Raw genomic sequence first — 21,914 nt, forward strand, 5'->3', positions numbered from 1 at the left:
CGTGATGGGAGAGCTGGCGTTGGGCAATCTGCGCGATCGGAAGGTCCTTCGCGCGTTCGAGAGACTCCCACGGGCAAACATCGCGTTCCATGCCGAAGTGCTGGATTTCATCGACCGGCACGGGCTGGCCGGGAGCGGAATCGGCTACGTCGACGCGCATCTGCTTGTCTCGACCCGGTTGACGCCGGATGCGAGATCTGGACCGGTGACCGGAGACTCCGTTCCCTTGCAGCAAGGCTCGGCGTGGCCGCCGAGGGGGCTTGAATGACGGCGCTGCCGCCTATCGAAGTGAAGCTTCTCGACCCGCGTCTCCCCGCCTGGGGCTTTCCCCACTGGGGATCGGAGATGGCAGCGGGGCTCGACCTCTTCGCATGCCTGGACGAGCCGGTGACATTGCCGCCGGGCGACCCGCCGGTGCTGGTCTCGTCCGGGATCGCCATCCGGATCGGGGATCCGGGCTGGTGCGCCGTGATCGCGCCGCGTTCCGGATTCGGCCATCGCGGCCTCGTGCTCGGCAACACGGTCGGGATCATCGATGCCGATTACGAGGGGACATGCCTCGTTTCGGCCTGGAACCGGAATCCGCCGGGCTCGGGCGAGGGCATCACGATTGCGCCCGGCGACCGGCTTGCGCAGATGCTGTTCGTCGCCGTCGCCCGCCCGGAATTCAGGGTCGTGAACGAGTTCTCGAACCCTAGCGCGCGCGGCGCGGCCGGCTTCGGGTCGACCGGTCTCGGACTCCGCCCCTGCTGAGAAGAAGCCGATGAATCTCCTGTCCCGCCGCAGCCTGTTCGCGATCGCGGCGGTTGTCGACGTGGCGCTTCATGCCCGGCCCGTGCCGGTGACCGCCAAGGCTCTCGCAGCGCGTCACAACCTGCCGCCGCGGCACCTCGAGACGGTGCTCCAGGCGCTCGTCCGGAATGGTATTCTGAAAGGCCTGAGAGGGCCGCGCGGCGGGTACGAACTCGCTCGCGAGCGCCGCCGCGTCACGGTCGGCGACATCGTGCGTGCGGCTCAGGGCGGACCCGAGATGCGCGACGAGGAGGGTGCGCCGGAACCCCGTTCGCCGCTCGTCGAGGAGGTCGTGGCGCCGGCCGTCGCGGCGGCCGGGGAGGTCTTCCTGCGCGAGCTCGACGGGATTACCGTCGAGGATCTGTGCCGCAGGGTCGACAAGACCGGCGGCAGCGACCATCCGGTCGATTTCACGATTTGAAACAGTGATAATTGAAGAACATCGACAGCGGAATGGAAATAAGCTAGGCAGGCGGATATCTCAGGAGAGCGTCATGGCCCAGTCAGCGTTGAGGCAACCCGTCAACGAGCCCCTCACCCGGGGACGCGGCAGGGTCTACGGATCCATCACGGAGACGATCGGGGATACCCCGCTCGTCCGGCTCGACAGGCTGGCCAAGCAGAAGGGCGTCGGGGCCGAGATCCTCCTCAAGCTGGAGTTCTTCAACCCGATCGCGAGCGTGAAGGACCGCATCGGCGTCAACATGATCGACGCGCTGGAAGCGTCGGGGCAGCTGAAGCCGGGAGGCACGCTCGTCGAGCCGACCTCCGGCAATACCGGGATAGCGCTCGCCTTCGTGGCGGCCGCGCGCGGCTACCGGCTCATCCTCGTGATGCCGGAGACGATGTCGCTCGAGCGGCGCAAGATGCTGGCCTTCCTGGGTGCCGAGCTCGTGCTCACCCCCGGTCCCCAGGGGATGAAGGGGGCGGTCGCCAAGGCGGAGGAGATCATCCGCGAGACGCCCGGCGCGGTGATGCCGCAGCAGTTCAAGAACCCGGCAAATCCCGAGATTCACCGCGAGACGACGGCCGAGGAGATCTGGAACGACACCGCCGGGAAGCTGGACGTCTTCGTCGCGGCTGTCGGCACCGGCGGGACCATCACGGGGGTCGGCGAGGTGCTGAAGCCGCGGCTGCCGAACCTCAAGGTGGTCGCGGTCGAGCCGGAGGATTCGCCGGTCCTCTCCGGCGGCCAGCCCGGCCCGCACAAGATCCAGGGCATCGGCGCGGGCTTCGTGCCCGACGTGCTCGACCGTGGCGTGATCGACGAGGTGCTCACGGTGTCCAACCAGACGGCGTTCGAGACGTCCCGCCTGCTGGCGAAGGTCGAGGGCATCCCTGGCGGCATCTCGACGGGCGCGAATGTCGCGGCGGCGCTCGAGATCGCAGCCCGGCCCGGCATGGAAGGCAAGCGCATCGTCACGATCGCGCCCTCCTTCGCCGAGCGTTACATCTCGAGCGCCCTCTTCGAGGGGATCGGTTAGGCACTCCTACCCGGCGGCAGGCCGGATCGGGGCGGCTCCGGCCGCCCTTTTTCGTGCGGGCGGCAACCGCCCGGTGCGCCGCGGGTTCTCCTGCCGACGGACCAGGAGAACCCAATGGCCGACCAGGGCAAGACGGACAACCTCAAGAGCTTCGACGCCTATCGCGACGAGAACGGCCAGTTCATGGGCCAGGACGCGCCGACGGACCTCGCGCGGCCGGGCGAGCTGCAGCGCCGCTTGAACAGCGATCCGGGCTGGGAGGCCGAGACGGCGCGGGTCGCCTCCGGACGGCCGCGGCTCGACTCGGTCGAGGGCGGCAGCATCGAGACCTCGGACCAGACCGCCGCCGAGACGCCGCCCGAGAACATCGCCCGGATCAGCGATGCGGCGGGCGACGCCGGCGGCCCCAAGCTCGCGGGCGAGAGCCCCGCCGCCAAGGAGGCGATCGAGCGGGCGACCTCCGGCCTCGGGAAGGCGTGAGAGCGGAGGAGGAGAGGCGGGCGGCCCGGCCGTCGCCGCCGGGGCCGCGCGCCTCTCAGACGATCCCCCGCCGGCGCAGATCCGCGACCTCCTCGGCCGAGTAGCCGGCCTCCGCGAGGACCTGGTCGGTGTGCTCGCCGAGTTTCGGCCCGAGCCAGCGCATGGAGCCGGGCGTGCGCGACAGCTTCGGCACGATGCCGGGCACGGGCATCGGCGTCCCGTCGGGCAGCCTCGTCTCGATGATCATCTCGCGCGCCCGGTAGTGAGGATCGCCCATGATGTCGGCCGCGTTGTAGATGCGGCCCGCCGGCACTGAGGCCTCGTTCATCACGGCGAGCGCCTCCTCGGCCGTCCGCTCCTTCGTCCAGGCCTCGATCGCGGCGTCGATGAGATCGGCCTCCGCGGCGCGACCCGCATTGTCCGCAAATCGCGGATCCTGGCCGATATCGTCGCGCCCGATCGCCTTCATGAGCCTGCGGAATATCGAATCGCCGTTCCCGGCGATCAGCACGTAGCCGTCCCTCGCTTCGTAGGCGTTGGTCGGCGCGATGCCGGGGAGGGCTCCGCCCGAGCGCTCCCGGATCTCGCCGAGCACGCCGTATTCGGGGATGAGGCTCTCCATGATGTTGAACACGCTCTCGTAGAGCGACACGTCGACGACCTGCCCCGTCCCGCCATTGCGGGCGATGTCGACGATGGCCATCAGCGTGCCGATCACCGCATGCAGCGCCGCAAGCGAATCGCCGATCGAGACGCCGACGCGCGAGGGCGGCCGGTCGGGCGATCCGGTCGTGTAGCGGATGCCGCCTATGGCCTCGCCGATGACGCCGAAGCCCGGCCGTTCGCGATAGGGACCCGTCTGGCCGTAGCCGGAGAGCCGGACCAGGACGATCCGCGGGTTGAGCTTCGCGAGTTCCTCGAAGCCGAGACCCCATTTCTCCAGGGTGCCCGGCCGGAAATTCTCCACCACCACGTCCGCCTCGGACGCGAGCCGGCGCACGATATCCTGGCCTTCCGGCGCCTTCAGGTCGATCGTGACCGAGTGCTTGTTCCGGCTCTGCACATAGGACCAGAGCGAGGTGCCGTCATGCGTCTTGCGCCACTTGCGCAGCGGATCCCCGGTGCCGGGCGGCTCGACCTTGATCACGGTCGCGCCGAACTCGGCCAGGAGCCGCGTGGCGAAGGGCGCCGCGATGAGCTGCCCGAGCTCGATGACCTTCAGACCGGTAAGCGGGCCGGACATGTTCCTCTCGCGCGATGCGGCGCCTCACACTGCAGGGTCCTCTTAGCCGTCAGGGCGGCGGCCTGCCACCTCAGCTGCCGGCTGGAACCAGCAGGCAGAAGGTCCGGCTCACCGGGTTCGACGGGTCGTAGAGGCAGCGGTGGAAGCCCGCATCGAAGCTCGGCCGCACCTGCCAGCGCGCGAAGATCTCGCCCGTCGGCACGACGAGATAGCGGCCGTCGGGCATGATCTCGATCTCGCCGGGCCGGGCGGTCCGGCAGTCCTGGCCGCTGCAGCAATCGGCCGGATAGCCGCCATGGGCGAGCGCCGCGGCGCGGAGCGGCAGGCAGGCGAGGAGGGCTGCGCGAAGGAGGCCGTGCATCCGGCACCGCTGCTCCGGTTCTCGCTCACCAGATTGCCGCCGGAACCCGGCCTTCCGCAATCTCCAGGAGGCGCCGGCATGTGCCGGGGGTCGTGTCCGGCGGGAGCGCATCGGGCGCGAAGAAGCGGCATTCGGCGATCTCGAGGTCGGGCCGCTTCTCGCCCAGCCGCTCGAACTGCCGGACGACGAAGAGGAGCACGTGATCCCGGCGCGAGGCATGGGCGTTGAGGAAGACGCCGTGGAGGACCGGCGTGCCCGTGAGCTCGATCGCAGCCTCCTCGCGGAGCTCCCGCGCGAGCGCCCGGAGGGCATCCTCGCCGAGTTCGATGCCGCCGCCCGGGAGGTGCCAGCCCGGCGCATAGGTGTGGCGGATGAGGCAGATGCGGCCGGCCTCGTCGATGACCGCGCCCCGGACCCCGAGCGTCATGCCCCGCGAGAGCAGGAACCAGGCATGCGTGCCCCGCCGGAGCACCCGCTGCGCAGCCGACGAGGAGACGATGCGTTGCCAAACCATTACAAGCTCCATGCTTGTTCCACATAGCTGGATGGCTCGCTACCCCTTTGCTCTGCGCAGCGTGCGGGGATAGGTAATAGCCGACCCAGGGTTCCGGCCATGATCCTCTCCTATCTTCTTGCCATCCTGGCGCGGAAGCCGGGCTTCGCCTGGTCGCCGGCGCTCGATCTCAGCGACAACGGCGTCCGTTCCGCGCTCATGCCCGGCGCCCAGTACTGATCCGGCCGGCAGGGTCCGTCCGGACGGCCGTGCTTGACGGGGCCGGAACTCCGCCCGAGTTTCGGCCGGCATGTTCCGCATCGCGCACCTCACCGATCCCCATGTGGGGCCGCTGCCCCGGCCGGCGATCCGGCATCTCCTCGGCAAGCGCATCACGGGCTACGTGAACTGGCGCCGCGGGCGGCGCGAGGCGCACGACATGGACGTGCTCGCCGCCCTGGTCGCCGATCTGCGCGAGCAGGCGCCGGACCACATCGCCTGCACGGGGGACATCTGCAATCTCGGGCTCGCGAGCGAGTGGCCGAGTTCGCGCCTCTTCCTCGACGGGCTCGGCAGCCCCGAGACGGTCACCTTCGTGCCGGGCAACCACGATGCCTATGTGCAGAAGTCGCTGGCAGGGCTCCTGAAGGCGGTCGATCCCTTCGCCTGCGGGGACGAGCCCCGGTCGCACCGCTTCCCCTTCCTGCGCAGGCGCGGCCCGGTCGCCATCGTCGGGCTCTCCTCGGCCGTCCCCACGGCACCCTTCGTGGCTTCCGGCAAGATGGGCCGCACGCAGCGCAGGTACGCCGAGGAACTCCTCGCGGGGCTGGCGAAGGAGCCGCTCTTCCGGCTCGTCCTCATCCACCATCCTCCCCATGTCGGCGGGGCGCCGGCCGGGCGAAACCTCACGGATGCGGAGAAGTTCGAGGCCATGATCCGCAAGGTCGGGGCCGACCTGATCATCCACGGCCACAACCATGTCGGTTCCGTCGCCCATATCGAGGGTCCGCAGGGCTGGATCCCGGTGATCGGAGCACCCAGCGCCTCGGCGAGGGGCGGCGCGCTGACGCATCGGGCCGGCTACCATCTCTACACGATCTCCGGCGAGCCCGGCGCCTTCAGGGTGGAGGCGGAGCTGCGCGGCATGGACCAGCACGGCCGCTTCTGCGGCCTCGGCCCGATCACGATGGGGCGCGACCCGATTACCTTCGGACAGGTCATGGGGCTGCGGCGGTGAGCCGTCCCCTCCCTTCCGCCTCCGAGCGGGTGCGCGAGACGGCGGCCGGGCATGGTCTCGCGCTCGAGATCCGCGAGCATGCGGCCCCGACGCGGACTGCCGAGGAGGCGGCCGCCGCCTGCGGCTGCGAGGTGGGTGCCATCGTGAAGTCGCTCGTCTTCGCGGGCCGGACGAGCGGCGAGCCGTTTCTCCTGCTCGTCTCCGGCTCGAACCGCGTCGACGAGGAGCTCGCAGCGGCCGAGACCGGCGAGCCGATCGTCCGGCCGGACGGCAAGGCCGTGCGGGCCTGGACCGGGTTCGCCATCGGCGGCATCCCGCCCTTCGGCCATGCGCGTCCGCTCAGGACCTTCATGGACGAGCATCTTCTCCGGTACGGACAGGTATGGGCGGCGGCGGGCACGCCGAACACCGTGTTTCCCATCGATCCCCGCGACCTGATGCGCGTGACCGGCGCGAGGCTGTGCCGGCTGTCGCGCTAGATCCTGGGGATGGGGCCGCGCGTGCGCAGGATCGCTTCGCGGCAGCATCCGCCGGCCTCCTACGTGCCCCGCGGCTTCGCCCTCCGGGTCGGCTCGGCATTGGCCGGATCCTCCGGCCAGGGATGTCTCGGGTAGCGGCCGCGCATCTCGGATCGCACCTCCGCCCACGAGCCGCGCCAGAAGGAAGGCAGGTCGCGCGTCACCTGGATCGGCCGGTGCGCCGGCGAAAGCAGGTGGAGGACCAGCGGCACGCGCCCGCTGCCGATGGCCGGGTGCTTCGACAGGCCGAACAGTTCCTGCACCCGTACCGACACGGCCGGTCCGCCTTCGGCCGCGTAATCCACCGGGACCGACGAGCCGGTCGGGACGGTGATGTGGGTCGGCGCCTCCTCGTCGAGCCGCCGGCGCTTGTCCCAGGGGATCATGGCTTCGATCGCCTCCCGCACTTCGCCGGGGGAGAGATCGGCGAGGCCGCGCTTGCCGACGAGATGCGGCGCGAGCCAATCCTCCACCGTTCCGGCCAGCGCCGCATCGGACAGGTCCGGCCATTCCGGGCCCTCGGCACCGCGCAGAAAGGCGACGCGGTCCCGCAGCTGGCGGGTTGCCTCGGACCATGGGAGCTGCGCTATGCCGAGGCCCGCAAGGCCGCGGGCGAGGATGCGGGCCGCTTCCTCCGTCGCCGGCACCGGCAGGTTCTTCTCGCCCAGCAGGACCGCCCCGAGCCGGCGCAGGGAGCGGGCGCGGAGCGCCTTGGCGGCGGGATCGAAGAGGATCTCCTCGCGAGCCTCGATTCGGGCAGCCGCCACATGCTCGATCTCGTCCGGCGCGATGGCGGCGGCGGCCAGGATGCGGGCCGAGGCTGCGCCGCCCGCGATCTCGGCGACCGCCAGGAACGGCTCGCGCGCCAGCGCAAGATGCGACTCGAGCGCCGCCCCGCGGCCGTTCGCCAGGACATATTCGCCGGGCTTCCCGCGGGCACGGGCGATGCGGTCCGGATAGGCGCGCGCGACCAGCATCCCGGTGGACGCCTCCTCGCTGCGCCCAGCGGCAAGGGGCGGTTCGGCGGAGCCGCGCCGGGTGGTAGCTCCGCCGGAGGCGGCGAGGGCCGCTTCCCCGTCCTCCAGCCCCGACATCTCCCCGCCGGCGAACGGGGAGGGCGCGGGCGATGTACCTCCGCCATCGCGCTCCGCCAGCCTGACCCAGCCCGCCGCCATCCGGCGCAGATCGACGGCGCGGCCGGAACGGTCGCGGCGGAAGCGGTCGAGACGCTCGTCGAGATCGACCGCATCGCCCCCGACGCCCCGCTCCGACAGGAGCGCGGCGAGCTCGGCCGCCTCCTTGGCCCGGCCCTGCTCGGCGCCGGCAAGGACCATGCGGGCGAGCCGCGCAGGCAGCGGCAGGGCGCGCATGCGCTTCCCGAGCGGCGTGATCCGGCCGTCGCGGCCGAGCGCGCCGAGCTCGGCGAGCTGCGCGCGGGCCTCGGCGAGGGCCGGCGCCGGCGGCGGGTCGAGAAAGGGGAGGGTGGTCGGATCCAGGGCGCCCCATTCCGCGCAGTCGAGCAGCAGGCCGGACAGATCCGCCGCCAGGATCTCCGGCCGGCCGAAGAGCTCGAGCGCGCCCGTCGCGGCCTCCTCCCAGAGCCGGTAGCACACGCCCGGCTCGGTGCGGCCGGCGCGGCCGCGGCGCTGGTCGGCCGAGGCGCGGGAGACGCGGCGGGTCTCGAGCCGCGTCAGGCCGATCCCGGGCTCGTAGACGGGCACGCGGGCGAGGCCGGAATCCACCACGATGCGGACGCCCTCGATCGTGAGCGAAGTCTCGGCGATGGAGGTCGCGAGCACGACCTTGCGGCGCCCGGGCGGGGCAGGCTGGATCGCGGCATCCTGCTCGCCGCGGTCGAGCGCGCCGTAGAGCGGCACGACGTCGATGTCGGAACCGCCGAGCTTCTCCCCGAGCCCTGCCTCGACCCGCCGGATCTCCCCCGCCCCGGGCAGGAAGACGAGGGCGGAGCCGGGCTCCGCCCGGAGCGCCCGGAGCGTCGCCTCGACCACCTGCTCCTCGATGCGGCGGCCCGGGTCGCGTCCGAGATAGCGGGTCTCGACCGGATGGGCGCGGCCTTCCGACCGGATCACCGGCGCCCCGCCCAGGAGCCCGGCGACGCGGGCGCCGTCGAGCGTCGCGGACATGACCAGGATGCGGAGATCCTCGCGGAGCGCCGCCTGCGCCTCGATGGCGAGGGCGAGCCCGAGATCGGCGTCCAGCGAGCGCTCGTGGAACTCGTCGAACAGCACCGCGGCGACGCCGTCGAGCGCCGGATCCGCGACGATGCGGCGCGTGAAAACCCCCTCCGTCACGACCTCGATGCGGGTGCTCGGCCCGACGCGGCTCTCCAGGCGGACCCTGAGCCCGACCGTCTCGCCGACGCGCTCGCCGAGCGTCCTCGCCATGCGGTCCGCGGCGGCGCGGGCTGCAAGCCGTCGCGGCTCGAGCAGGATGATGCGGCCGCCCGCCGCCCAGCCCTCCTCGATCAGCGCGAGCGGGACGCGCGTGGTCTTGCCGGCGCCGGGCGGGGCCACGAGCACGGCGTTCGGGCCCTGCCGGAGCGCCGCCGTGAGCCCGGGCAGGGCCGCTTCGATAGGCAGCCCGGGGAATCCCTCTGTCATGCCGGCGTGATGGGGTGCGGGCCGAAGACGCGCAAGGCGCCGCTCGACATCGCTGCCGGGATGCGCGAGCCTCGCGGCGGGAGGAGGCCATGGCGAGCGATCCGGACGCCGTACTCGGGACCATCGTCGAGCTCGCGATGGACATCGCCCGGCAATGTCCCGACTGCGCCGATTCCGCCTCCCGCATCGCCGCGCTCGCGGGCGAGCTGCGGGCCGGCCCGGTCGACCGCGGCGCCGTGCAGGACGTGCTCGAGGCCGAGATGGACGAGGGGGACCTGTCGGATATGCGGGTGAGATCGACGGCCGCTTCGGTGGTGAAGGCGGCCCGGGACGAGCCCTAGAAGCCTATGCCGCGAGCGCCGGCGGCCCCGGCGAGCAGACGACCCTGTTGCGGCCGGCATGCTTGGCCTCGTAGAGCGCCCGGTCGGCGCTGGACATCAGCCCCTGGAGCTCGCGGCCGCAGGCCGCCGTCGTCGCGAGCCCGACGCTCACGGTCACCCTGAGGCGGTCGCTATCCGCTCCGAGCGGCCGCAGCGCGAGCGCGTTCCGGAGGTATTCCGCCGCGTAGTAGCCGTCGACGAGCGATGTCCGGGGAAGCAGGCAGCCGAATTCCTCGCCGCCCAGCCGGGCGAAGAGCGCGCCGGCCGGGAGCCGCTCGCAGGCGAGCCGGCAGAAGCTCCGCAGCACGTCGTCGCCGACGGCGTGGCCGTGGCTGTCGTTGATCCGCTTGAAATGGTCGATGTCGAGGAGAAGCAGCACCGCCTCCGAGCCCGGCGGTGCGGCGGTGACCCGGCGCTCCGCCTGTTCCAGGAAGGCGCGACGGTTCAGGACCCCCGTCAGCGGATCGCGAGAAGCCATGATCCTGAGTTCCCCTTCCACCTTCTCCTTGGAGAGCGCGAGGAACAGGAAGGCCGACAGGATGGTGAAGACCAGGGTCTCGAAGGCGTGCAGGGTCAGCCACGGGAAGCTGAAGAGCGTCGCCTCGCGCTGCGCGTCGAAGAGCCAGAGGAGCAGCGGCCGGGACAGCATTGCGCCCGCATGCAGGACCAGGACGCAGACGAGCGGGCCGCGCGAGGCGAGGCGCTCCCCCGCGAGATCCCACATCTCGCGGATGCAGGCCAGGATGTAGACGGATATGAGCGCCGATGAGAGCGCAACGCGCGCCGTGAAGGATTCGTAGAAGGGCGGGAACGCGCAGGCGGCCACCCAGGCAACCGCGCCGGCGAGCATCGCGAGCGTCCGGGCCGTCCGTCCGGCGAACCGGCGGCAGCCGGTCCACATGAAGCCGTAGGACACGAACAGAACGGCATTGGCGGCGACGATCGACAGGATGTCGGGGATCACGGTGCGCCCGACCAGCAGGGCCCCGCCCACGGCTCCGAGGAGGAGCGCCGCGCCCCACCAGCAGAGCGCCTCGATGCGGCGGTTCTGCCGCCACGAGAACAGGAGCAGCACCCCGAGCACCGCCGTGACCAGGATCGTGACGAATATGAGAGTCCACAGATCCAGGAGCATGCCGGCACCGGAAGCCGGCCTCGCGCCCGCCTCGTCGCGGGCAAGCTATCCGGCGATGGTTCCCAGGGGGTTGACGGCCGGCGCTCCCGTCAGCGCGGGCAGCGATAGGCGGTGCCCTCGACCCAGGACCAGTCGCGCTTGACGCGGCGGACGAGGAGGAGGTCGGTGGCGCCGCGCTGCAGCGCCTCGTCGCGGAGCGGCTCGATCCGCACCGCGAAATTGTCCGCGCTCTGCAGCACGCCCCAGCCGCCGGGCGGCGCCACGGCCTCCGGGCTCGAAGCCCGGACCGGCCGGGTGAGGGCGCCATAGACATAGGGGCCGCGTCCGTCCGTCCGGACCGGGCCGCCGACCGGGCCGAGCGAGCGGCAGGCCGCGACGTCCGCCGGCGAATCGACGAGCCGGATCGGGTCCGGATCGACGGGAAAATAGCCGCAGCCCGCGAGAAGCGTTCCGCCGATGAGCGCCGCAGCGACAGGCTTCAGCATGGCATCCGTCCGGCTCGAGGGCGCCCGCGCCCATCCAACGATTCCGCTCCTAGCCGCTCGCCCTGCGCGGCACAATCCGCCCTTCGCCTTGTACACCGCCGATCAGCGCGGCGGCGGCCGGCGCAGGTCGAGCGTGAGGGGGAACTCGAGGCTGACCTCATCCGGCGGTACGGCGATGGGCCCGGGCGTGTGGCCGTGGTCCTGGAAGCGGGCCAGGCGTCGGCCCTCCGCCTCCAGGCCGTTGACCGGGAATGTGTCATGCACCCGGCCGCTCGGATCGGCGACATGGTACATGCAGCCACCGAGCGAGCGCCCGCTCCAGCCGTCGATCACGTCGAACGTGAGCGGCGCATGGACCGGGATGGTAGGATGGAGCCCGGAGGAAAGCGGCGAGGCCTTGAACCGGATGCCGGCGACCGCCTCGCCCGAGAGCCCGGTCGAGGTCATGGGCAGGCGCCGGCCGTTGCAGGCGATGACATGCCGCCCCGGCACGAAGCCGGTCGCCCGCACCTGCAGGCGCTCGACCGAGCTGTCGACGTAGCGGACGGTTCCGCCTCCCCCGCTCTCCTCGCCGAGCACGTGCCAGGGCTCCAGCGCCTGGCGCAGCTCGATGCGCACGCCGCCATGCTCGACCGCGCCGAAGAGCGGGAAGCGGAACTCGCGTTGAGCCTCGTACCAGGCGGGGTCGAACCGGTAGCCGGCCCCGGCGAGGTCGCGCAGAACGTCGAGGAAGTCGGCCCAGAGGAAGTGGGGCAGCATGAAGCGGTCGTGCAGCGCCGTCCCCCAGCGCACGAAGCAGCCCTCCTGCGGCTCGCGCCAGAGCCAGGCCACGATCGCCCGCAAGAGAAGCTGCTGCGCGAGGCTCATCCGGGGATCGGGCGGCATCTCGAAGGAGCGGAACTCGAGAAGGCCGAGCCGCCCGGTCGGACTGTCGGGGGAATAGAGCTTGTCGACGCAGATCTCGGCACGGTGCGTGTTGCCCGTGACGTCGACGAGCACGTTGCGGAAGACGCGGTCCACCAGCCAGAGCGGCGGCGGCGGCGCGTCGGGCCCGGGAATCTGCGCCAGCGCGATCTCGAGCTCGTACAGCCCCTCGTGCCGGGCTTCGTCCGAGCGCGGCGCCTGGCTCGTCGGCCCGACATAGAGGCCCGAGAAGAGGTAGGAGAGCGAGGGATGCCGCTGCCAGTAGAGCACGATGCTCTTGAGCAGGTCCGGCCGGCGCAGGAAGGGTGAATCGGCCGGCGTGGGCCCGCCCATCACGACATGGTTGCCGCCGCCCGTCCCCGTGTGGCGGCCGTCCATCATGAACTTCTCGGCCGCGAGCCCGAGCGCGCGGGCATCCTCGTAGACGCCCGTCGTGATCGAAACCGTCTCGCGCCAGCTCTTCGCAGGGTGGACGTTGACCTCGATCACGCCGGGGTCGGGCGTGACCTTGATGTTGTCGATCCGGGGATCGAAGGGAGGGGGGTAGCCTTCGATGTGGATCGGCTGTCCGAGCTCGGCGGCGGATTCCTCCAGGACCGCCACGAGGGCCAGGTAGTCCTCGACCCGCTCCAGCGGCGGCATGAACACGCATAGCGTGCCCCCGCGCGCCTCGGCCGCCATGGCGGTGCGGACCGCGACCCTCCGGGCAGGCTTCCGGCGGGACGCCCCGGCCAGGTCTTCGGGCAACTCGCCCCGTTCCTCCAGCGGGTCGGGCGGCGAGTAGTAGGGGTAGTGCTCCGGCGGGAGATGCGGGAGCGAGCCGAGGGGCAGGCGGAAACCCAGGGGCGCATCGCCCGGCAGGACGAACATGCGCCCGCGGCGGAACTCCCAAAACTCCGACGTCCAGCTTCGGCCCTCCTCCGTTTCGAGGCTCATGAGCGGGAGGGCGTAGCCGACCGGCTCCCGGAGCCCCCTGTCGAAGGTGCGGACCATCCGGGCACGCGCCTCCGGGTCGGCGAGGCGCGGGTCCTCGGGCGAGAGATTTGCGGGAAGCTTCGCTTCCTCCCCCATCCAGTGCACCGGGTCCTCGTAGGCCGCGATCACGTGGCCGGCGAGGCCGAGCTTCGTGGCGAGCGCCTCCAGAAGTCGCTTCGCATGCTCCGGACCGGCGCCGGACGGCGCGTCCTCCCGCGCGATGAGGTCGGGATTTCGCCAGATCGGCCGGCCGTCGCGCCGCCAGTAGAGGCCGAAGGCCCAGCGCGGCAGGCTCTCGCCCGGATACCATTTGCCCTGGCCGTAATGGAGGAGCCCGCCCGGCGCGAAGCGCTCGCGAAGACGGCGGACGAGCCGGTCCGCGAAGTCGCGCTTGGTCGGTCCGAGAGCGGCGGCGTTCCATTCCGGCGCGCCGAGATCGGCGAGGTTCACGAAGGTCGGCTCGCCGCCGATGGTGAGGCGGACGTCCTGCGCCTCGAGATCCGCGTCGACCGCCTCGCCGAGCCGGTCGAGCGCCTGCCACGCTTCGTCCGAGAAGGGCTTGGTGACCCGCGGCGCCTCCGCGATCCGGGTGACGCTCATCTCGAAACGGAAATCCACGTCCGACGGCTCGTTCGAGCCGGACAGCGCGGCGGCGGAGCGGTAATGCGGCGCGGCGGCGAGCGGGATATGGCCTTCGCCGCAGAGGAGGCCCGAGGTGGCGTCGAACCCGAGCCAGCCTGCGCCCGGCAGATAGGCCTCGGCCCAGGCGTGGAGATCCGTGAGATCTCGCTCCGGACCCGGCGGCCCTTCGACGGCGCCTCCGTCCGGCACCAGCTGGATCAGATAGCCGGACACGAACCGGGCCGCGAGGCCGAGCCGGCGCAGCGCCTGGACAAGAAGCCAGGCGCTGTCACGGCATGAGCCCGTTCCCAGGCGCAGCGTCTCCTCCGGGCTCTGCACGCCGGGTTCGAGCCTCGTGCCGTAGGTGATCTCGCGCGCCACGAGGCTGTTCAGTCGGGTGAGGAGCTGGACCGTGTTCGTCTCGCTCCGCACCGGCGCGAGGAACTCCTCCAGCCGCTCGCCTCCCTCCCCCTCGCCGAGATAGGGGGCGAGCTCGGCCCCGAGATCGTCGGCATAGGCGAAGGGCCAGGCCGTGGCGTAATCCTCGACGAAGAAGTCGAAGGGATTGCGGGCCGAGAGCTCGGCCGTCAGGTCGACTTCGATCCGAAGCTGGTCGGTCTTTTCCGGGAAGACGAGCCGCGCGTTCCAGTTCCCGTTCGGGTCGAGGTGCCAGTTCAGGAAGTGCTTCGCCGGCGTGACCTTGAGCGAGTAGCTCGGGATCGGGGTGCGGCCATACGGGGCGGGCCGCAGCCGCATCGTCTGCGGCCCGAGCTGGACAGGGCGGTCGTAGCTGTAGGTCGTGACGTGGTGGAGGGCGACGAGGATCGGCACGCAGGGTCCAGCATAATGGGTGCCCGGGTGGAAGCGTCCCGGGTCGGCAAGTGTTGCATCGCGGCGCGTCGCCGGCCAGTCCCGTGCAAGAGCCGGACCGGCCCGGAGAGCGCCGCTCGGCGGTCCGCCCGTCAACGCCCGATCCGGCTTGCCGATCCGTCCGGGCGCGGGCCATAGGGGATCGTGAGTTCCGCCTCTCGGTCAGGTAGGTTGATGCGCTGGATGGGCGTGGGCGCGCGGCGCCGCCAGGTTGCCGGAGCGCTCGGCGCGAGCGCCCTGATCCTGGCCGTCCTGGCGCTGCGCGGCGAGGCGAGCTGGGCGGCGCTCCTCGCCGGGCTGGCCGCCGTCGCGGCCGCCTGGGCCTGGCCCGGCCGGACGGCCGCTCCCAGCTCGGGCGAGGCGCCCCGTCCGGCGCTCGGCTCGCTTCTCCCGTCGGCGGCCGTCTTTCCGGACCCGGTGATCCTGGTCGATCCGCGTCTCGTGGTGGTCGAGGCGAACGCCATCGCGCGGAGCGTCCTGCCCGCCCTCAAGGAACGCCAGCCGCTCGCCTTCGCGATGCGCTCGCCCGAGGTTCTGGACGCCATCCCGGCGGTGATCTCCACCGGCGAGCCCGCCCGCGTCGAGGTCGCGGGCCGGACCGGGAACGAGCCGACCTGGGAGGTGCGCATCCGGCGGCTCGCCGCCCGCAGCGAGGCCGGGCTCGGCCAGCCGGCAGCCGCACTCTTCTTCCGCGACCTGTCCGACCAGCGCCGTCTGGAGACCATGCGGGTCGACTTCATCGCCAATGTCAGCCACGAGCTCAGGACCCCGCTCGCGTCCCTGTCGGGCTTCATCGATACGCTGAAGGGGCCGGCCAGGGACGACGCGCAGGCGCGGGAGCGCTTCCTCGACATCATGCAGGCGCAGGCCCAGCGCATGACGCGGCTGATCGACGACCTGCTCCAGCTCTCGCGCGTCGAGCTGAAGGAGCACGTGCCCCCGTCGACTCCCGTCGATCTGGGCGCGACGGTCGCGCACATGGTCGAGATCATGGCGCCGCTCGCGCGCGAACGCGGGGTCGGCCTGGCGCTGGAGGTCCCCCAGGAACCGGTCCGCATTCTCGGAGACCGGGATGAATTGCTGCGGCTGGTCGAAAACCTCGTCGAGAACGCGATCAAGTACGGCGGCAGCGGCAAGAGCGTGGAGATCGCGGTCCGCCGCCAGGGCCCCGGGGGAACGCAGGGCGAGCGGGTCGAGCTGTCCGTTCGCGATCACGGGCCCGGCATCCCGCCCGAGCACCTGCCGCGGCTCACCGAGCGGTTCTACCGCGTGGACGTTGCGGAAAGCCGGATCCAGGGCGGTACCGGGCTCGGCCTCGCCATCGTCAAGCACATCGTCGGGCGCCACCGAGGCCGGCTCGCCATCGAAAGCGAGCCGGGGCAGGGCGCGACCTTCCGGGCGCTCTTTCCCGCCGCGCCGTGAAATCCAGCCGGCCGGGAGAACCGGAGCCGGGCGCTGTCATTGAAGTGTCATGTGCGCGTCATACGACTGCGGCCGTCGGGTTCCTACAGAGCAGGCGCCGAGCCCGCCTGGCCCGGCGGAATGATCGGCCGACCCCCGGCACCCGCTGTGGCGCTGCGCGGCCGATCGGTGGAGACGAACATGAAACCTCGCTTTTTCGCGGCCGCCCTCGGCGCTGCCGTCATGCTGTCCGGCACGGCCTCCGCGCAGGAGATCACCGGGGCCGGCGCGAGCTTCCCGTTCCCGGTCTATGCCAAATGGGCGGAGGCCTATAAGGCCGCGACCGGCGTGACCGTGAACTACCAGTCCATCGGCTCCGGCGGCGGCATCCGCCAGATCAAGGCGCGCACGGTCGATTTCGGCGCGACCGACGCCCCGCTGAAGGGTGCCGATCTCGACAAGGACGGGTTGATCCAGTTCCCGACCGTGCTCGGCGGCGTGGTGCCGGTCGTGAACATCCAGGGGATCGAGCCGGGCCAGATCAAGCTGACGGGCGAACTCCTCGCGGACATCTATCGCGGCCAGGTGAAGAAGTGGAGCGATCCGAAGATCGCGGAGCATAATGCCGGCCTGAAGCTGCCCGATGCCAATATCACGCCGGTCTACCGCTCGGATGCCTCCGGCACGACCTCGATCTTCACGACGTATCTCTCCGAGGCCTCCGCTCAGTTCAAGAGCGAGCTCGGCGCGAACACCACCGTGAACTGGCCGATCGGCCAGGGCGGCAAGGGAAACGAGGGCGTCGCGGCCGCCGTGAAGCAGATCCCGAACGCGATCGGCTATGTCGAATACGCCTATGCCAAGCAGAACAAGCTGCCGCATGCCCAGCTTCGCAACACGGACGGAAAGTTCGTCAACCCGGATGCCGCGTCCTTCGAAGCGGCCGCCGCCAACGCGAACTGGGCCGCGCAGCCCGGAATGGGCATTTCCCTGACGAGCCAGCCGGGCGAGAAGGCCTGGCCGATCACGGCGCCGACCTTCGTGCTCGTCCCGAAGGAGCCGAAGGATCCCAAGCGCGCCGCCGAGGTGCTGAAGTTCTTCGACTGGGCCTTCAAGAACGGCGGCAAGCTCGCGGCCGAGCTCGACTACGTCGCGCTGCCCGAGAAGGTCGCGACCGAAGTCCGCGCCGAGGCCTTCAAGGCGGTGAAGACGCAGTAGCCGGCTTCCGGTCTGCGTCGACCGCTTTCGATCGAACGGGTAAGGGAGGGCCGCTTGTCCCTGGTCGCGAGCAGCGAGCATATCTTGGCTGCATCTCACGCCGGCTCCCCCCGGCCTTCCCATTCCGGGTTCGACCGGATCTTCAGGGCCGCGGCGTTCGGCTGCGCGGCCCTGGTTCTCCTGGTTCTGGCGGGCATCCTGGCCGCCATGCTCTATGGCGGCTGGCCGGCCTTCCGCGAGTTCGGCTTCTTCGGCTTCGTCACGGGCTCGGTCTGGAATGTCGGCGCCGACCAGTACGGCGCCTGGCCGGCCATCGCCGGGACGCTCTCATCGGCCTTCATCGCCCTTGTCATCGGGGTGCCGATCTCGCTCGGGATCGCGGTCTTCCTGACCCAGCTCTCGCCGCCATGGCTGAAGGCGCCGATCGCGACCGCGGTGGAGCTTCTCGCCGCCGTCCCGTCCATCATCTACGGCATGTGGGGCCTGTTCGTGTTCGCACCGCTCGTTGCGAACTACATCCAGGTCCCGCTCAACTCGGTCGTGGAAGGGCTGCCGATCGTCGGGACGATCCTCTATTCGCGCGTTCCCTCCGGCACCGGCATCTTCACGGCCGGGATCATCCTGGCCCTGATGATCATCCCCTTCATCGCCTCCGTCACGCGGGACATGCTGGACCAGATCCCGCCCGTGCTGCGCGAGAGCGCCTACGGGATCGGCTGCACGACCTGGGAGGTCGTGCGCCACGTCCTGGTCCCGCAGGCGGGCGTCTCGATCATCGGCGCGATCATGCTGGGCCTCGGACGCGCGCTCGGCGAGACCATGGCGGTCACCTTCGTGATCGGCAACGCGAACCGGCTCGGCGGCTCCATCTTCGATCCCGGCTCGACCATCGCGTCGCGCATCGCCAACGAGTTCAACGAGGCGGCCGACCTCCAGCTGAACGCGCTGATCGCGCTCGGCTGCATCCTGTTCCTGGTCACCTTCGCGGTGCTCATCGCGGCGCGGCTCCTCATCGCCCGCGTTCAGAGGAGCTGAGCCATGGCGGTCTCCACACCCGTTCTGCCCGCCGCAATGGCGGGCGAGCCTGCCGGCGCCCGGCGCCGCGTCCGGCCCGGCCGTCGCGTCGCGGATCGCGCGCTCAAGCTCGTGAGCGCCGTCTTCACCGCGGTCGGCGTGTTCGCCCTGGGCTGGATCCTCCTGATGCTGCTCTGGCGGGGCTTCTCCGCGCTCGGGCCCTCGGTCTTCACGAGCATCACGCCCGGCCCGGGTTCGGCCGGCGGCGGCCTCGCCAACGCCATGGTCGGGTCCCTGGTGCTGACGGTTCTCGGCATCGTGGTCGCGACCCCGATCGGCGTGCTCGCCGGGACCTATCTCGGCGAATATGCGCGGGTGTCGAAGCTTGCCTCGCTGGTCCGCTTCATCAACGACGTGCTGCTCTCGGCGCCGTCGATCCTGATCGGCCTCTTCGTCTACGTGCTCCTCGTGGCCCCTTTCGGCTCCTATTCGGGCTGGGCCGGCGGCGTCGCGCTCGCGATCATCGCGGTGCCGGTGATCGTGCGCACGACGGAGGACATGCTGCGCCTCGTCCCGAACGGCCTGCGCGAAGCCGCGGCCGCGCTCGGCGCGCCGCAATCGAAGGTGATCACGCTCGTCACCTGGCGCGCGGCGCGCTCCGGCATCATGACCGGCATCATCCTGGCGACGGCCCGCATCGCGGGCGAGACCGCGCCGCTCCTCTTCACCGCGCTCAACAATAACTTCTGGTTCAGCCCCTCACTCGTCGGCGGGGTCTCGAACCTCCCCGTGACGATCTACCAGTTCGCGCTCTCGCCCTATCAGAACTGGCAGGAGCTCGCCTGGGCCGGTGCCCTGATCATCACGATGACGATCCTGGGCCTGTCGGTTGTCGCCCGCTTCGTGATCAGGAAGGAAGTCGCCCGATGAACGCCGTGAGCTCCATGGTCCATCTCGATCGGGGCGGCCGGCCCGGCACGAACGAGGGCGCGCCGGCGCGCATCTCCGTGCGGAACCTCGACTTCTACTATGGCGACTTCCACAGCCTGAAGAACATCACGATCGACTTCAAGGACCGGCACGTGACGGCTCTGATCGGCCCGTCCGGTTGCGGGAAGTCGACCCTGCTGCGCTGCTTCAACCGCATCTACAGCCTCTACCCGGACCAGCGGGCGACGGGCGAGATCCTCCTGGACGGCCGCAACATCCTGGCCCCGAACGTCGACGTGAACGAGCTGCGCTCGCGCGTCGGCATGGTGTTCCAGAAGCCGACGCCCTTCCCGATGTCGATCTACGACAACGTCGCCTTCGGGGTCCGCCTCTACGAGAAGCTCCCCAAGGCGGAAGTCGATGCGCGCGTCGAGAGCGCGCTCCGGCGAGCCGCGCTCTGGGACGAGGTCAAGGACAAGCTCAGGCAGCCCGGCCTCGGTCTCTCCGGCGGGCAGCAGCAGCGGCTCTGCATCGCGCGGACCGTCGCGCAGGGGCCCGAGGTCATCCTCTTCGACGAGCCGACCTCGGCGCTGGACCCGATCTCCACGGGAAAGATCGAGGAGCTGATCGAGCACCTGCGCACCGAGTTCACGATCGTCATCGTGACCCACAACATGCAGCAGGCCGCCCGCATCTCGCAGTACACGGGCTTCATGTATCTCGGCGAGCTCGTCGAGTTCGGGGCCACGAACAATCTCTTCATGAACCCCGTGAAGAAGCAGACGCACGACTACGTCACCGGCCGGTTCGGCTGAACCGAGGGCCAGGAGGAAAGCCATGTCGGAGCACATCGTCAGCTCGTTCGACGCGGAGCTGGAGGGGCTGCGCTCGTCCATCGCCGAGATGGGCGGCATCGCCGAGAAGCAGCTTGCCGACGCCGTGACGGCGCTCGTCCGGCGCGACACCTCGCTCGCCCAGGCCGTGATCGCCATGGATCAGCGTCTTGACGCGCTCCAGCGCGACGTGGAGGAGCGGGCGGTGCTCACCATCGCGCGCCGTCAGCCGCTCGCGATCGACCTGCGCGAGGTGATCGCCGCGATCCGCATCTCGGGCGACCTCGAGCGCGTGGGCGACATGTCGAAGAACTGCGCCAAGCGCGTTCTCGCCATCGCGGACGGCTTCCAGGCGCAGAAGATCGTCACCGGCGTCCAGAACATCGCCGATCTCGTGATGGAACAGCTCAAGGACGTGCTCGACGCCTATGCGCAGCACGACCTCGCCCGCGCGCTCGACGTCTGGCAGCGGGACGGCCAGATCGATGCGCTGTACACCTCGCTCTTCCGCGAGCTCCTGACCTACATGATGGAGGATCCGCGCAATATCTCGTTCTGCGCGCATCTTCTCTTCGTCGCCAAGAACGTGGAACGGATCGGCGACCACGCGACGAATATCGCCGAGACGATCAACTATCTCGTCACGGGCCAGAACCTCACGGCGGAGCGGCCGAAGAACGACCGCACCACCGCGCCCGTGGATGTCGCGGCCGAGTAGGCCTGCCGCCATGCTGGCCGCCGCGAAGCCCCGGATCCTGATCGCGGAGGACGAGGAGCCGCTGTCGCTGCTCCTGCGCTACAACCTCGAGGCGGAAGGCTGCGAGGTCGAGGTCGCCGCCCGCGGCGACGAGGCGGAGCTGATGCTCCGTGAGCACACGCCCGATCTCCTGCTGCTCGACTGGATGCTGCCCGGCCTGTCCGGGATCGAGCTGTGCCGGCGCCTCCGGATGCGCCGGGAAACGGAGCGGCTGCCGATCATCATGCTCACAGCGCGCGGGGAGGAGGGCGACCGCGTGCGCGGCCTCGCGACGGGCGCGGACGACTACGTGGTGAAGCCGTTCTCGGTGCCCGAGCTCCTCGCGCGGGTGCGGGCGCTCCTGCGCCGGGCGAAGCCGACCGAGACGGCCGAGCTCCTCGCCTTCGGCGACATCGAGCTCGATCGCTCGCAGCACCGGGTCCGCCGCGCCGGCAAGCCGCTCCGGCTCGGCCCGACCGAGTTCAGGCTGCTGGAGTTCCTGATGAGCAATCCCGGCCGGGTCTTCTCGCGCGAGCAGCTCCTCGACCGGGTCTGGGGGCGCGACGTCTATATCGACGAGCGCACGGTCGACGTGCATGTCGGCCGTCTGCGCAAGGCGCTGGGGGAGAGCGATCCCGATCCGATCCGCACGGTGCGCGGCGCCGGCTATTCGCTGGACGAGACCTATCCGGCGCGCTAGCGAAGCCGCTCGAGAGCGGGAGCCGCGGCCCGGCTGCTGCTGCCGCGGCCCGCATGGAGAGATGATGAGCCTCGGCGGCATCGCCAGTCTCGATTACGTCGTCGTCCTGTGCAGCAAGATGGAAGAGACCCGTGCGTTCTACGAGAACGTCATGGGCTTTCCGGTTGTGGAGGATGTCGAGAACTGGGTGAGCTTCCGCGTCGGGGCCACATTGCTGACGCTGCGCCCTCGGGGAGGGTTCCCGGTCTGCGACGACGGGCCGAGGCCGGCGGGCTCCGCCGCCGTTCAGCTCGCCTTCCGCGTTCCGCTCCAGGCGGTCGACCGCTGCCACGAGGAACTGGTCGCGAAGGGCGTTCCGATCCTTCGGGAGCCGACCGACTTGCCGAAATGGCGGCACCGCACCTTGTTCTTCCGCGACCCGGAGGACAACGTGGTCGAGATCTACGCGGAGTTCTGAAAAACG

General features: G+C 70.7%; 23 protein-coding genes. 16 read left to right on the forward strand and 7 right to left on the reverse strand.

All coding sequences use genetic code 11. The features are described 5' to 3' along the window. Positions 1 to 4: 4 nt before the first annotated feature. The 5 genes from HJG44_RS20040 (at position 5) to HJG44_RS20060 (ending at position 2,756) form a co-directional block, all read left to right on the forward strand. On the forward strand, positions 5 to 268 hold the full coding sequence (locus tag HJG44_RS20040) for a hypothetical protein (protein ID WP_174873200.1): 264 nt from the start codon (positions 5 to 7) through the stop codon (positions 266 to 268). Then, the gene (gene dut / locus HJG44_RS20045) at positions 265 to 753 is read left to right on the forward strand and encodes a dUTP diphosphatase (RefSeq protein ID WP_171220120.1); all 489 of its coding nucleotides are present in this window, start codon (positions 265 to 267) and stop codon (positions 751 to 753) included. Before HJG44_RS20040 ends, dut begins: the two co-directional genes overlap by 4 nt. Before the next feature lie 10 nt (positions 754 to 763). After that, complete coding sequence (locus HJG44_RS20050) at positions 764 to 1,213, forward strand: RrF2 family transcriptional regulator (RefSeq protein WP_171220121.1); 450 nt, start codon at positions 764 to 766, stop codon at positions 1,211 to 1,213. 73 nt (positions 1,214 to 1,286) lie between these two features. Then, positions 1,287 to 2,276, forward strand: a complete 990-nt coding sequence (gene cysK / locus HJG44_RS20055) for a cysteine synthase A (RefSeq protein ID WP_171220122.1) — start codon at positions 1,287 to 1,289, stop codon at positions 2,274 to 2,276. A 114-nt stretch (positions 2,277 to 2,390) separates the two neighbouring features. Further along, on the forward strand, positions 2,391 to 2,756 hold the full coding sequence (locus HJG44_RS20060) for a hypothetical protein (RefSeq protein WP_171220123.1): 366 nt from the start codon (positions 2,391 to 2,393) through the stop codon (positions 2,754 to 2,756). A 55-nt stretch (positions 2,757 to 2,811) separates the two neighbouring features. On the opposite strand, the gene HJG44_RS20065 is transcribed toward HJG44_RS20060, so the two are convergent. The 3 genes from HJG44_RS20065 to HJG44_RS20075 all read right to left on the reverse strand — a co-directional run bounded on the left by HJG44_RS20065 (position 2,812) and on the right by HJG44_RS20075 (position 4,874). Continuing rightward, on the reverse strand, positions 2,812 to 3,999 hold the full coding sequence (locus tag HJG44_RS20065) for a CaiB/BaiF CoA transferase family protein (RefSeq protein WP_171220124.1): 1,188 nt from the start codon (positions 3,997 to 3,999) through the stop codon (positions 2,812 to 2,814). Between the two features lie 70 nt (positions 4,000 to 4,069). Continuing rightward, the gene (locus HJG44_RS20070; protein WP_171220125.1) at positions 4,070 to 4,360 is read right to left on the reverse strand and encodes a hypothetical protein; all 291 of its coding nucleotides are present in this window, start codon (positions 4,358 to 4,360) and stop codon (positions 4,070 to 4,072) included. Between the two features lie 25 nt (positions 4,361 to 4,385). Further along, positions 4,386 to 4,874 carry an NUDIX domain-containing protein gene (locus HJG44_RS20075; RefSeq protein WP_171220126.1) on the reverse strand — a complete coding sequence of 163 codons (489 nt, stop codon included), beginning with the start codon at positions 4,872 to 4,874 and terminating at the stop codon, positions 4,386 to 4,388. A gap of 289 nt (positions 4,875 to 5,163) precedes the next feature. Between HJG44_RS20075 and HJG44_RS20080 the strand changes: the two genes are divergently transcribed. Next, complete coding sequence (locus HJG44_RS20080; protein ID WP_171220127.1) at positions 5,164 to 6,090, forward strand: metallophosphoesterase family protein; 927 nt, start codon at positions 5,164 to 5,166, stop codon at positions 6,088 to 6,090. Beyond that, a complete protein-coding gene (locus tag HJG44_RS20085; protein ID WP_171220128.1) occupies positions 6,087 to 6,569 on the forward strand; it encodes a YbaK/EbsC family protein in 483 nt (160 codons plus the stop codon). Before HJG44_RS20080 ends, HJG44_RS20085 begins: the two co-directional genes overlap by 4 nt. A 59-nt stretch (positions 6,570 to 6,628) precedes the next feature. On the opposite strand, the gene hrpB is transcribed toward HJG44_RS20085, so the two are convergent. Continuing rightward, positions 6,629 to 9,229 carry an ATP-dependent helicase HrpB gene (gene hrpB, locus HJG44_RS20090; RefSeq protein ID WP_171220129.1) on the reverse strand — a complete coding sequence of 867 codons (2,601 nt, stop codon included), beginning with the start codon at positions 9,227 to 9,229 and terminating at the stop codon, positions 6,629 to 6,631. 89 nt (positions 9,230 to 9,318) lie between these two features. Here hrpB and HJG44_RS20095 point away from each other — a divergent pair, with 89 nt between their 5' ends. Beyond that, positions 9,319 to 9,570: a hypothetical protein gene (locus HJG44_RS20095; RefSeq protein ID WP_171220130.1), complete on the forward strand. Its 252-nt coding sequence runs from the start codon at positions 9,319 to 9,321 to the stop codon at positions 9,568 to 9,570. A 4-nt stretch (positions 9,571 to 9,574) separates the two neighbouring features. Here the strand turns inward: HJG44_RS20095 and HJG44_RS20100 are convergent, their stop codons facing one another. The 3 genes from HJG44_RS20100 to HJG44_RS20110 all read right to left on the reverse strand — a co-directional run bounded on the left by HJG44_RS20100 (position 9,575) and on the right by HJG44_RS20110 (position 14,580). Then, a complete protein-coding gene (locus HJG44_RS20100) occupies positions 9,575 to 10,744 on the reverse strand; it encodes a GGDEF domain-containing protein (protein WP_171220131.1) in 1,170 nt (389 codons plus the stop codon). Positions 10,745 to 10,833: 89 nt separating this feature from the next. Further along, the gene (locus HJG44_RS20105) at positions 10,834 to 11,229 is read right to left on the reverse strand and encodes a hypothetical protein (protein WP_171220132.1); all 396 of its coding nucleotides are present in this window, start codon (positions 11,227 to 11,229) and stop codon (positions 10,834 to 10,836) included. Between the two features lie 102 nt (positions 11,230 to 11,331). After that, entirely contained in the window at positions 11,332 to 14,580 is a 3,249-nt protein-coding gene (locus HJG44_RS20110; protein ID WP_171220133.1) for a transglutaminase family protein, read from the reverse strand. Between the two features lie 222 nt (positions 14,581 to 14,802). On the opposite strand from HJG44_RS20110, the gene HJG44_RS20115 reads away from it, so the two are divergent. The 8 genes from HJG44_RS20115 to HJG44_RS20150 all read left to right on the forward strand — a co-directional run bounded on the left by HJG44_RS20115 (position 14,803) and on the right by HJG44_RS20150 (position 21,908). Beyond that, positions 14,803 to 16,041, forward strand: coding sequence for an ATP-binding protein (locus HJG44_RS20115; RefSeq protein ID WP_171220377.1), 1,239 nt, complete (start codon positions 14,803 to 14,805; stop codon positions 16,039 to 16,041). A gap of 180 nt (positions 16,042 to 16,221) precedes the next feature. Further along, positions 16,222 to 17,238, forward strand: coding sequence for a phosphate ABC transporter substrate-binding protein PstS (gene pstS / locus HJG44_RS20120; protein ID WP_171220134.1), 1,017 nt, complete (start codon positions 16,222 to 16,224; stop codon positions 17,236 to 17,238). Between the two features lie 60 nt (positions 17,239 to 17,298). Further along, positions 17,299 to 18,273, forward strand: coding sequence for a phosphate ABC transporter permease subunit PstC (gene pstC / locus HJG44_RS20125; protein WP_171220379.1), 975 nt, complete (start codon positions 17,299 to 17,301; stop codon positions 18,271 to 18,273). Positions 18,274 to 18,276: 3 nt separating this feature from the next. Next, entirely contained in the window at positions 18,277 to 19,182 is a 906-nt protein-coding gene (gene pstA / locus HJG44_RS20130) for a phosphate ABC transporter permease PstA (protein ID WP_171220135.1), read from the forward strand. Further along, a complete protein-coding gene (gene pstB, locus HJG44_RS20135) occupies positions 19,179 to 19,997 on the forward strand; it encodes a phosphate ABC transporter ATP-binding protein PstB (protein ID WP_171220136.1) in 819 nt (272 codons plus the stop codon). The genes pstA and pstB overlap by 4 nt, the downstream gene beginning before the upstream one ends. Before the next feature lie 22 nt (positions 19,998 to 20,019). Further along, on the forward strand, positions 20,020 to 20,733 hold the full coding sequence (phoU, locus tag HJG44_RS20140) for a phosphate signaling complex protein PhoU (protein WP_171220137.1): 714 nt from the start codon (positions 20,020 to 20,022) through the stop codon (positions 20,731 to 20,733). 10 nt (positions 20,734 to 20,743) lie between these two features. After that, a complete protein-coding gene (gene phoB / locus HJG44_RS20145) occupies positions 20,744 to 21,451 on the forward strand; it encodes a phosphate regulon transcriptional regulator PhoB (protein ID WP_171220138.1) in 708 nt (235 codons plus the stop codon). 61 nt (positions 21,452 to 21,512) lie between these two features. Beyond that, on the forward strand, positions 21,513 to 21,908 hold the full coding sequence (locus HJG44_RS20150) for a VOC family protein (protein WP_171220139.1): 396 nt from the start codon (positions 21,513 to 21,515) through the stop codon (positions 21,906 to 21,908). The last annotated feature ends 6 nt before the right edge of the window (positions 21,909 to 21,914 follow it).

It is taken from the genome of Enterovirga aerilata, assembly GCF_013044135.1.
GTDB lineage: Bacteria > Pseudomonadota > Alphaproteobacteria > Rhizobiales > Beijerinckiaceae > Enterovirga > Enterovirga aerilata.

Excerpts from the sequence above, each read along its gene's own strand:
- HJG44_RS20040 (WP_174873200.1), top strand. The coding sequence starts at position 5 with ATGGGAGAGCTGGCGTTGGGCAATCTGCGCGATCGGAAGGTCCTTCGC.
- dut (WP_171220120.1), top strand. The coding sequence starts at position 265 with ATGACGGCGCTGCCGCCTATCGAAGTGAAGCTTCTCGACCCGCGTCTC.
- HJG44_RS20050 (WP_171220121.1), top strand. The coding sequence starts at position 764 with ATGAATCTCCTGTCCCGCCGCAGCCTGTTCGCGATCGCGGCGGTTGTC.
- cysK (WP_171220122.1), top strand. The coding sequence starts at position 1,287 with ATGGCCCAGTCAGCGTTGAGGCAACCCGTCAACGAGCCCCTCACCCGG.
- HJG44_RS20060 (WP_171220123.1), top strand. The coding sequence starts at position 2,391 with ATGGCCGACCAGGGCAAGACGGACAACCTCAAGAGCTTCGACGCCTAT.
- HJG44_RS20065 (WP_171220124.1), bottom strand. The coding sequence starts at position 3,999 with ATGTCCGGCCCGCTTACCGGTCTGAAGGTCATCGAGCTCGGGCAGCTC.
- HJG44_RS20070 (WP_171220125.1), bottom strand. The coding sequence starts at position 4,360 with ATGCACGGCCTCCTTCGCGCAGCCCTCCTCGCCTGCCTGCCGCTCCGC.
- HJG44_RS20075 (WP_171220126.1), bottom strand. The coding sequence starts at position 4,874 with ATGGTTTGGCAACGCATCGTCTCCTCGTCGGCTGCGCAGCGGGTGCTC.
- HJG44_RS20080 (WP_171220127.1), top strand. The coding sequence starts at position 5,164 with ATGTTCCGCATCGCGCACCTCACCGATCCCCATGTGGGGCCGCTGCCC.
- hrpB (WP_171220129.1), bottom strand. The coding sequence starts at position 9,229 with ATGACAGAGGGATTCCCCGGGCTGCCTATCGAAGCGGCCCTGCCCGGG.
- HJG44_RS20095 (WP_171220130.1), top strand. The coding sequence starts at position 9,319 with ATGGCGAGCGATCCGGACGCCGTACTCGGGACCATCGTCGAGCTCGCG.
- HJG44_RS20100 (WP_171220131.1), bottom strand. The coding sequence starts at position 10,744 with ATGCTCCTGGATCTGTGGACTCTCATATTCGTCACGATCCTGGTCACG.
- HJG44_RS20105 (WP_171220132.1), bottom strand. The coding sequence starts at position 11,229 with ATGCTGAAGCCTGTCGCTGCGGCGCTCATCGGCGGAACGCTTCTCGCG.
- HJG44_RS20115 (WP_171220377.1), top strand. The coding sequence starts at position 14,803 with ATGGGCGTGGGCGCGCGGCGCCGCCAGGTTGCCGGAGCGCTCGGCGCG.
- pstS (WP_171220134.1), top strand. The coding sequence starts at position 16,222 with ATGAAACCTCGCTTTTTCGCGGCCGCCCTCGGCGCTGCCGTCATGCTG.
- pstA (WP_171220135.1), top strand. The coding sequence starts at position 18,277 with ATGGCGGTCTCCACACCCGTTCTGCCCGCCGCAATGGCGGGCGAGCCT.
- pstB (WP_171220136.1), top strand. The coding sequence starts at position 19,179 with ATGAACGCCGTGAGCTCCATGGTCCATCTCGATCGGGGCGGCCGGCCC.
- phoU (WP_171220137.1), top strand. The coding sequence starts at position 20,020 with ATGTCGGAGCACATCGTCAGCTCGTTCGACGCGGAGCTGGAGGGGCTG.
- phoB (WP_171220138.1), top strand. The coding sequence starts at position 20,744 with ATGCTGGCCGCCGCGAAGCCCCGGATCCTGATCGCGGAGGACGAGGAG.
- HJG44_RS20150 (WP_171220139.1), top strand. The coding sequence starts at position 21,513 with ATGATGAGCCTCGGCGGCATCGCCAGTCTCGATTACGTCGTCGTCCTG.